Origin of the sequence: Lamprobacter sp., assembly GCF_034860625.1 — a bacterium.
Taxonomy (GTDB): domain Bacteria; phylum Pseudomonadota; class Gammaproteobacteria; order Chromatiales; family Chromatiaceae; genus Lamprobacter.
This window is the reverse complement of the sequence record NZ_JAYESN010000137.1, coordinates 1-9,661: the sequence shown is the minus strand read 5'-3', so window position 1 is coordinate 9,661 and position 9,661 is coordinate 1. Positions and strand designations below refer to the sequence as shown.

Sequence of the window (9,661 nt, the reverse complement as noted above, 5' to 3'; positions counted from 1 at the left end):
TGTAGCAGTTGGTCAAGCAGCTGTTTTTTATGATGGAAACAAGCTTATCGGCGGAGGTTGGATAGAAGATACTCCATAAAAGATAGTTAATTATTAAGCTGCTCTATAAATTGGATTCGATAATCAATAAACACAAAAAAAGAAACTTTTAAATCCTCCTCATTATTTAAGTATTTCCTAAGCAACATCCCCCTATAATTCCCATCCACAAAATGAGTGAAACGCATCTTGCGAGTAGCAAGAACATTTACGAATGAGCGATAGCGAGTGAGAAACACTAGCAACTTATTTTGAGATCATTGAAAACTAAGCAAGTAATAGACTTTTAGTAATAACTAAAAAGTTAAGTATTACTTAGAAATAACTAATATAAAACAACAACCGTCTATTCTATTTTGAACTCTAAGTAGAGATACTTAGTTTCCCAATAGAAATAGATAACTATATTCATAAAGAGTTTAAGCACTCTTTATGTCTTAATAAGCCAATGATTTAATAATCTTGGGCAAAAGATCAGTAATGCACAGCAATGTGTTCTTTACATAATCTGTTTTCAAAAATTCTGAAACTGTAAAGTTTCTAGCTTTAGTGCAAGGAATTGAAACGGAATTACTTCCGTTTCAAGGAAACAAATAATTATGGAGAGTTTGATCCTGGCTCAGAATGAACGCTGGCGGCGTGCTTAACACATGCAAGTCGAACGATGAAGAGCAGCTTGCTGCTTGGATTAGTGGCGCACGGGTGAGTAATATATAGATAACGTACCTCTTAGACTGGGATAGCCATTGGAAACGATGATTAATACTAGATACTCCTTCTAACTCCAATGTTAGTCGGGAAAGTTTTTTCGCTAAGAGATCGGTCTATATCCTATCAGTTAGTTGGTGAGGTAATGGCTCACCAAGGCAATGACAGGTAGCGGGTTTGAGAGGATGATCCGCCACACTGGTACTGAGACACGGACCAGACTCCTACGGGAGGCAGCAGTGAGGAATATTGCACAATGGGGGAAACCCTGATGCAGCAACGCCGCGTGGAGGATGACGCATTTCGGTGTGTAAACTCCTTTTATATGTCAAGAAAATGACGGTAGCATATGAATAAGCACCGGCTAACTCCGTGCCAGCAGCCGCGGTAATACGGAGGGTGCAAGCGTTACTCGGAATCACTGGGCGTAAAGGACGCGTAGGCGGGTTGCCAAGTCAGGTGTGAAATCCTACAGCTTAACTGTAGAACTGCACTTGAAACTGGTTACCTAGAGTATGGGAGGGGGAGATGGAATTAGTGGTGTAGGGGTAAAATCCGTAGATATCACTAGGAATACCTAAAGCGAAGGCGATCTCCTGGAACATAACTGACGCTAAGGCGTGAAAGCGTGGGGAGCAAACAGGATTAGATACCCTGGTAGTCCACGCCCTAAACGATGAACACTAGTCGTCGGAGCACTAGTTGCTTCGGTGATGCACTTAACAGATTAAGTGTTCCGCCTGGGGAGTACGGTCGCAAGATTAAAACTCAAAGGAATAGACGGGGACCCGCACAAGTGGTGGAGCATGTGGTTTAATTCGAAGATACGCGAAGAACCTTACCTAGCCTTGACATTGATAGAACACCCTAGAGATAGAGTGGTGCCCTTCGGGGAGCTTGAAAACAGGTGCTGCACGGCTGTCGTCAGCTCGTGTCGTGAGATGTTGGGTTAAGTCCCGCAACGAGCGCAACCCTCGTCCTTAGTTGCCAGCAGTTCGGCTGGGCACTCTAAGGAGACTGCCTTCGCAAGGAGGAGGAAGGTGAGGACGACGTCAAGTCATCATGGCCCTTATGGCTAGGGCTACACACGTGCTACAATGGGGCGTACAGAGAGTTGCGATACCGCGAGGTGGAGCCAATCTCATAAAGCGTCTCTCAGTTCGGATTGGAGTCTGCAACTCGACTCCATGAAGCTGGAATCACTAGTAATCGTAGATCAGCAATGCTACGGTGAATACGTTCCCGGGTCTTGTACTCACCGCCCGTCACACCATGGGAGTTGATTTCACCCGAAATTGGGAAGCTAACCTTCGGGAGGCTACCACTTACGGTGGAATTAGCGACTGGGGTGAAGTCGTAACAAGGTAACCGTAGGAGAACCTGCGGTTGGATCACCTCCTTTCTAGAGTAAAGTTAACCATTCATTTGAGTTAACATACAAAGAAAATCTCACAAGAGAAACAGTTGTTATTATTAGTCTTTACTTGCTTAGTTTTCAGTGATCTATGTTCATTTGAAAATTTGAAAAATATTCTGTCTCGAAAGAGACTAGCTTTAGTGACCACAGCGGTCCAAGCGAAGGGAAAGGGACTTGTTCCTTTTACGGACTATTTAATATTATGGGGAATTAGCTCAGCTGGGAGAGCGCCTGCCTTGCACGCAGGAGGTCAGCGGTTCGATCCCGCTATTCTCCACCATTTTGCACTAATCGCACTGAAGAAAAAGACTCACATACTTATAGTATGCTTCGCCTTTTCCTTAAGCACGATTAGTACGAAAACTAAATATAAGCTTTTAAAAAAAGAGTTTATATTTGGTTTTTAAACCAAAAAGTTCATTAAATTACAATTGTTAAAGTCAACAACAATAATAAAGAAATTTATTATAAACTAAATAACTACAATAAACAGATCATCAATCTTATTTTATGGTAATACATTAAATAAGGTAGTGAACGCAAGTTAGTAAAACTAGAAATTTACAATCTACTGTGTGAAAAAGCCGAAAGCTTTTTTGTACTTTAGTGACTAAGCGTCTAGCGTAGAGTAGAGGGATTACTTCCTCTGCTCGTACTAACAATAGAATAAAAGATATTAAGGGCCATAGGTGGATGCCTTGGCTGGTAGAGGCGATGAAAGACGTAATAGGCTGCGATAAGCCTCGGGGAGCTGCCAATGAGCTTTGATCCGGGGATTTCTGAATGGGGCGACCCGGCATGGCGCGAGTCATGTCACCCTGCGGGGGGCGAACGAAGGGAAGTGAAACATCTCAGTACCTTCAGGAAAAGAAATCAAACGAGATTCCCAGAGTAGCGGCGAGCGAAATGGGAGTAGGGCTGTTAGTGATAGCATATTTGTTAGCTGAACACTTTGGAAAGAGTGGACATAGAGGGTGATATTCCCGTAGGCGAAAACATTTATGTGGTACTAGATTAACGAACGAGTAGGTCGGGACACGTGTTATCTTGACTGAATATGGGGGGACCACCCTCCAACCCTAAATACTACTACCAGACCGATAGCGAACAAGTACCGTGAGGGAAAGGTGAAAAGGACCGCGGTGAGCGGAGTGAAATAGAACCTGAAACCTATGGCTTACAATCATTCGGAGCACTATTTAATAAGTGTGACGGACTGCCTTTTGCATAATGAGCCTGCGAGTTGTGGTATCTGGCAAGGTTAATCGAACGAGAAGCCGTAGCGAAAGCGAGTCTTAATAGGGCGAATTAGTCAGATGCTGCAGACCCGAAACTGAGTGATCTATCCATGAGCAGGTTGAAGCTGGTGTAAGAGCCAGTGGAGGACCGAACCCGTAAAGGTTGAAAACTTTTGGGATGACTTGTGGATAGGGGTGAAAGGCCAATCAAACTCAGTGATAGCTGGTTCTCTCCGAAATATATTTAGGTATAGCCTCGAGCATTAGCATGAAGGGGTAGAGCACTGACAGGGCTAGGGCTGCTTACCGCGGTACCAAACCCTATCAAACTCCGAATACTTCATGTGTAACCTCGGGAGTCAGGCGTAGGGTGATAAAATCCTATGTCGAGAGGGGAACAACCCAGACTAACAGCTAAGGTCCCAAAGTTTTATCTAAGTGGAAAAGGATGTGGAGTTGCTGTGACAACCAGGAGGTTGGCTTAGAAGCAGCCATCCTTTAAAGAAAGCGTAACAGCTCACTGGTCTAGCGATTCTGCGCCGAAAATATAACGGGGCTAAGATAAACACCGAAGCTTTAGATTCATAGTTTACTATGAGTGGTAGGAGAGCGTTCCATTCAGCGTTGAAGCCATACCGGTAAGGAGTGGTGGAGCGGATGGAAGTGAGCATGCAGGCATGAGTAGCGAGAAAAGAAGTGAGAATCTTCTTCGCCGTAAACCCAAGGTTTCCTACGCGATGCTCGTCATCGTAGGGTTAGTCGGGACCTAAGTCGAGTCCGAAAGGGGTAGACGATGGCAAATCGGTTAATATTCCGATACCGACATTACATCGCTTGAGTGATGGGGGGACGCATAGAGTTAAAGGGGGTCACTGATGGAATAGTGGCTCGAAGGACGTAGGTTGAGAAGTAGGCAAATCCGCTTCTCATGCAACCGAGATCTTACAGGCAGAGCAATCTCTTCGGAGAGCGCTTTGAACCCTTGATACTGTCGTGCCGAGAAAAGCCTCTAAACGAGATGTAATGTTGCCCGTACCGTAAACCAACACAGGTGGGTGAGATGAGTATTCTAAGGCGCGTGGATGAACCATTGTTAAGGAACTCTGCAAACTAGCACCGTATCTTCGGTATAAGGTGTGCCCTATTTGTTAGAAGACTTGCTCTTCAAAGCACTGATGGGTGGCAGCAAAGTGTCCCTCCCGACTGTTTACCAAAAACACAGCACTCTGCTAACTCGTAAGAGGATGTATAGGGTGTGACGCCTGCCCGGTGCTCGAAGGTTAAAAGGATTGGTTAGCTCTGCGAAGCCATGAATTGAAGCCCGAGTAAACGGCGGCCGTAACTATAACGGTCCTAAGGTAGCGAAATTCCTTGTCGGTTAAATACCGACCTGCATGAATGGCGTAACGAGATGGGAGCTGTCTCAACCAGGGATCCAGTGAAATTGTAGTGGAGGTGAAAATTCCTCCTACCCGCGGAAAGACGGAAAGACCCCGTGCACCTTTACTATAGCTTGACACTGCTATTGGGATATTCATGTGCAGGATAGGTGGGAGCCATTGATGAACAGACGCAAGTAGGTTCGGAGGCATCCTTGAGATACCACCCTTGAATATTCTGATAGCTAACTCCGTACGATTATCTCGTGCGAGGACAATGTCTGGTGGGTAGTTTGACTGGGGCGGTCGCCTCCTAAAAAGTAACGGAGGCTTACAAAGTTCGGCTCAGAGGGGTTGGAAATCCCTCGTAGAGTATAATGGCATAAGCCGGACTGACTGTGAGACATACAAGTCAAGCAGAGTCGAAAGACGGTCATAGTGATCCGGTGGTTCTGTGTGGAAGGGCCATCGCTCAAAGGATAAAAGGTACGCCGGGGATAACAGGCTGATCTCCCCCAAGAGCTCACATCGACGGGGAGGTTTGGCACCTCGATGTCGGCTCATCGCATCCTGGGGCTGGAGCAGGTCCCAAGGGTATGGCTGTTCGCCATTTAAAGCGGTACGCGAGCTGGGTTCAGAACGTCGTGAGACAGTTCGGTCCCTATCTGCCGTGGGCGTAGGAAAGTTGAGGAGAGCTGCCCCTAGTACGAGAGGACCGGGGTGGACGAACCACTGGTGTACCAGTTGTCCTGCCAAGGGCATCGCTGGGTAGCTATGTTCGGATGTGATAACCGCTGAAGGCATCTAAGCGGGAAGCCAACTCCAAGATGAACTTTCCCTGAAGACCCCATGAAGACTACATGGTTGATAGGCTGGGTGTGTAAGTGGAGAAATCCATTTAGCTGACCAGTACTAATAGGTCGTTTGGCTTACTTATTTCTATCTACTTTTAACGCTCGAACTAAGTCCGAGCTAAAGTAGCAAATACTAAAGCACAAAAAAGCTTTCGGCTTTTTCGTATGGAAGTACTGTGCGCATCACTTCCTTGATAAGGGTAACCTTATCAAGGAGATGTTCTCTTGATAAGTTGCTGACTTTTAACAATATTACCAAAGCGTCATGGAAGCAGACAATGGTCTCTTTCCATGACGCTTGCCGGTGGCTATACAGATGTGGAAACGCCCAGCTCCATCCCGAACCTGGAAGCTAAGCGCATCCTGGCCGATGATACTCTCCCTTACTGGGACGGAAACGTAGGTCGCTGCCGGCTCGTCACTTACTACTATTTACTTCTTAAATAAAACAATCACTATCAAAACAAATTAACATCCATTCATTTAACCAATCCATACCTAAACAAATATAAATTAAAATGAACAATACAAGTCTGCCTTAGATGAACACTGCTTAAAAACAATAAGCCTATTGTTGGATGTAGACCCTGAATCGAGTTCAGGGTGACGGAGGGTGGTTCAGGATGATAGGTGCTGGATTCAGGGTGATGGGGTGTTTTACATGTAGAGGCTGGATTACATGTAAAGATTTGGTTACATCTGAGTGCTGTTGGATTTACATGTAAAGACTTAATGGAGACGGTTTTACATGTAGGGATGGGGTTACATGTAAAGTTTGTGTTACATGTAAAGTTTGTGTTGCATGTAGAGATTGGTTGCATGCGGGTGCGGTGGGATTTACATGTAAAGATTTGATTACTGTAACGTGTAAAGATTTTGTTGTATCATATCTGAGTGCGGCTAGATTTACATGTAAAGGCTTAATGGAGACGGTTTTACATGTAGATGTCATGTTACATGTTGAACTTTTTGCCCGAAAACTGACCCACTTTTTTGAAAACTTTTGACCCACCTCTCAACTAAATTAACATACCCTTTTGCACACTATACTCAGAAGGGAAAGAGAGGAATGATAACAATGGAAGATTGGGTAACTATTCGAAACCTAAAGAAGAAAAATCCAAATATAGGCACAAGAGAATTGGCAAGAATACTTGGCATCAGTAGAAACACAGTCAAAAAAGCACTGAAGAGTGATGCGTTGCCTTTGTATAACAGAGGCGAGAAAAAGATTAATGAGGCAATTGAACCCTTTGTTGCATTTATCAAAGAGTCATTTTTAAAGAAAAACCTCAAAGCCAGTAGAATACTCAAAGATATGCGCTCCAAAGGATACAAAGGGAGTCAGTATGCCCTGTATGCCTACATAAGAGAGGTGTTAAAGCCCATTGTCAACGATGTAAGCAAAAGTTCCCCTGAAGCCTACATGCGCTACGAAACAGCGCCAGCAGAGCAGATGCAATACGATTGGTCTCCTTATGTGGTACAAATTGGAGGCAATAGTGTAAAAATCAACATACACCAGAGCATCTTAGGATTTAGTAGGTATAAATTTTATGATGTGAGTTTATATGTTGCAGGAAGCGATGTGTATACGGCCTTAGAGGAGAGCTTTATCTTCTTTGGCGGCGTGTGTGAACGTATACAAGTGGATAACGCCACTGTGTTTATTACCAATGCCTCTAAAGACAATCTTGTGTGGAATCCTAGATTTTTAGCCCTGTGCGGACTCTATGGCATCAAACCCACACGAAGTATGCCCTCTCACCCTTGGAGCAAAGGAAAAGTGGAGCACCCCTTTAGTTACCTTGAGACCCATTTTATAGCAGGCAATACATTCACAAGCTTTGAGGAGTTAAGAACAAGGCTTAAGGCGTTTCAAGATGAACATAACCTTGAAATGCACGGCACAACCAAACAGGTGACAAAAGTACTCTTTGAAACACAAGAACAAGCCGCGCTACACCCACTACCAATTCACCCCATCACGGGTGAGCTTAAACGGTATGTGGGCTTTAAAGAGGAGTTTAGAAAAGCAAGTGCTGATTGCTTGATATCTTACAGAGGAAACAAATACTCTATCCCTCACTACTTTGCAAGTAAAGAGGTTTGGCTTCGGGTGCTTTATGGTACCTCATTGCACATCTATTCCAGCAGAAACAAGCTCATTGCTTCCCATGCGCTCTCTTTAAAAAAGGGAGAGGTGATTATTGACAAGGAGCACTTTAGCGGATACCGAAAAGAGAGTCAGTTTGATTCACAAGCACTCTCAATCAGTAGACTCCTAAAGCGGTTTCATAACTACGCCAATATCCACACCTTTATTGATAATCTCAAAGTAGCCAAACGTATCAATCCAGCATATCATCTTTACAAGATAGCCAATCTGTTTGAGTACTACGATGATGGGGATTGCATTATGGCTATGGAAGAAGCCATCACTTTAAGCGTCTATAGCTTCTCTATTATCAAAGGCACCATCACCCATAAAACCCCACTTAGGAAAGAGCAGTTAAACCTGTTTAATATCAAACTACCTCAAGAGAATATTAAAAGAGATTTAGGAGATTACAAATTATGAAAAGACCAACAACTTCTTTGAGAAATAGCGGACCAGTTGCCCTAGAGAATGGCTCATTAAAAGCAAACATTGAAAGTTACTGTAAACTCTTATCCCTCTCTTCTGTGGGTGAAAATTACGAAAGCGCAGCCCATGATGCTGCCAAGGCAAAACTCTCCTATCAAGACTATTTGTATAAACTGTTGCAACAACAAATTGTTGATAGGGTAGACAGAAGTATTAACGCAAGGGTTAAAAAGGCAGGATTTAAATATCTAGCATCCTTGGATGAGTTTGATTTTAGTTTCCAACCACAGATTGATGAAAAGCTTATTCGCGAACTAGCCACCCTGAGCTTTCTAGAGAGTGCAACCAACATACTGCTGGTTGGCGCACCTGGAGTTGGTAAAACCCACTTGGCGATTGCACTTGGACTGGAAGCTACTAAGCAACGAAGGAGGGTAAAATTTATAAGTGCAGAAGAGCTTACCCATGAACTCATTGCCGCCAATAGATCAAACACGATTACAGATTATCTAGAAGCAATAGGCAGGATTGAACTTTTAATCATTGATGAGATTGGGTACTTAGAACTCTCCCGTGAAGCTGCTTCTCTCTTTTTTAGACTTATCTCAAAAAGGTATGAAAAGGCTTCAACGATTGTTACCTCCAATAAAGAGTTTCAAGAGTGGGGGCAGATATTTAATGATGATGTCATTGCTACAGCTATATTAGATAGGCTCTTACATCACTCTCATCCATTTTTAATCAATGGCCCAAGCTACAGAATGAGAGGCTTAAGGGAAAAAAACAAAAACAAATCAAAAAACGGAGGTGAGAAACTGGAAAAATAATGGTAGAATTGCGGTCTGCAGGTGGGTCATTTTTTTTCAAAAAAAAGGGTCAAATTTCGGTCAAAATCTTCAATCAGCTTTAAAAGGTTTAGCTTGAAAGCTATCATGACCTTTTATATATTCAAAGGTTTGAAGCTTTGATGAACCACTCTCTAGGTTTGAAAAACGAAATACACTAGTAAGGTTTTTTAAAAGAGCCATTGTCTCATTTTCTCCAAGGGTAGAGATAAGTAAGTTAATGTTTTGAAAAGAGAGAAAGAGTTCTACTTTTGCTTCTCTTAATACATCTACACCTAAATCTAAATTTGGAGATACTACCCTTTGGGCTTCATCTATAAAAACACTTACTGGATGTAAATTTGAAAAGGTATCTTTTCCAATTTCTAAAGCTAAGGATTCCAAGAGTGTGCTTGTTAAGATAGCTAAGATATTCGCAGGTATGCCATCGGTATGGATGATTACTATTTTACCTTTGCGTAACTCATGTGCTAGATTGATTTGGCCAATATTAAAGTACTCTTGGGCTGCTATATCCATGATAGGTGAAGTGATGGATACGATGTGATTTATAAAAATATTTGAAGATTGCATCCTAGAACTTTTTAATAAAGG

The 9,661-nt window shown here is 43.2% G+C and carries 4 protein-coding genes, 1 tRNA gene and 3 rRNA genes; 7 read left to right on the top strand and 1 reads right to left on the bottom strand.

Annotated elements, in window-relative coordinates:
* From VBE63_RS31530 to istB, 7 genes are all read left to right on the top strand, one after another.
* Positions 1-79 (top strand): aminomethyltransferase beta-barrel domain-containing protein (locus tag VBE63_RS31530; RefSeq protein ID WP_416274620.1); only part of this gene is annotated, 79 nt, incomplete at its 5' end.
* Between the two features lie 556 nt (positions 80-635).
* Positions 636-2,149: ribosomal RNA gene (locus VBE63_RS21500) — 16S ribosomal RNA — on the top strand.
* 219 nt (positions 2,150-2,368) lie between these two features.
* Positions 2,369-2,444: transfer RNA gene (locus tag VBE63_RS21495), tRNA-Ala, on the top strand.
* A 386-nt stretch (positions 2,445-2,830) separates the two neighbouring features.
* Positions 2,831-5,718, top strand: a 23S ribosomal RNA gene (locus VBE63_RS21490).
* 217 nt (positions 5,719-5,935) lie between these two features.
* A 5S ribosomal RNA gene (gene rrf / locus VBE63_RS21485) occupies positions 5,936-6,051 on the top strand.
* Together the 16S, 23S and 5S rRNA genes with 1 tRNA gene alongside form the textbook arrangement of a ribosomal RNA operon.
* A 662-nt stretch (positions 6,052-6,713) precedes the next feature.
* Positions 6,714-8,216: an IS21 family transposase gene (gene istA / locus VBE63_RS21480; protein WP_323685067.1), complete on the top strand. Its 1,503-nt coding sequence runs from the start codon at positions 6,714-6,716 to the stop codon at positions 8,214-8,216.
* On the top strand, positions 8,213-9,049 hold the full coding sequence (gene istB, locus VBE63_RS21475) for an IS21-like element helper ATPase IstB (protein WP_323685066.1): 837 nt from the start codon (positions 8,213-8,215) through the stop codon (positions 9,047-9,049). Before istA ends, istB begins: the two co-directional genes overlap by 4 nt.
* A gap of 69 nt (positions 9,050-9,118) precedes the next feature.
* On the opposite strand, the gene VBE63_RS21470 is transcribed toward istB, so the two are convergent.
* On the bottom strand, positions 9,119-9,661 hold a 543-nt coding region (locus VBE63_RS21470), incomplete at its 5' end, for a TraM recognition domain-containing protein (protein WP_323685065.1).

Excerpts from the sequence above, each read along its gene's own strand:
- istA (WP_323685067.1), top strand. The coding sequence starts at position 6,714 with ATGGAAGATTGGGTAACTATTCGAAACCTAAAGAAGAAAAATCCAAAT.
- istB (WP_323685066.1), top strand. The coding sequence starts at position 8,213 with ATGAAAAGACCAACAACTTCTTTGAGAAATAGCGGACCAGTTGCCCTA.